The 234-nt window shown below is 48.7% G+C and carries 1 protein-coding gene; it reads left to right on the top strand.

Features of this window, described 5'->3' with window-relative positions:
- On the top strand, positions 1–234 hold a 234-nt coding region (locus ABF638_RS38540; protein WP_435027975.1), incomplete at both ends, for a tetratricopeptide repeat protein.

Raw genomic sequence — 234 nt, 5'->3', positions numbered from 1 at the left:
TCTGGGACAGTACCCCAAAGCCTTGGAGTTCTATCAGCAAGCTTTAGCCATTCGTCAAAAAATCGGCGATCGCGCAGGTGTTGGCACAACGCTCAACAACATTGGCGCAATTTACAAGAGTCTGGGACAGTACCCCAAAGCCTTAGAGTTCTATCAGCAAGCTTTAGCAATTAGCCAACAAATCGGCGATCGCGCAGGTGTTGGCACAACGCTCAACAACATTGGCGCAATTTA

This window comes from Nostoc sp. CALU 1950, assembly GCF_051172895.1.
Taxonomy (GTDB): Bacteria; Cyanobacteriota; Cyanobacteriia; order Cyanobacteriales; family Nostocaceae; genus Nostoc; species Nostoc edaphicum_A.
This window is presented reverse-complemented; position numbering and strand designations above follow the sequence as displayed.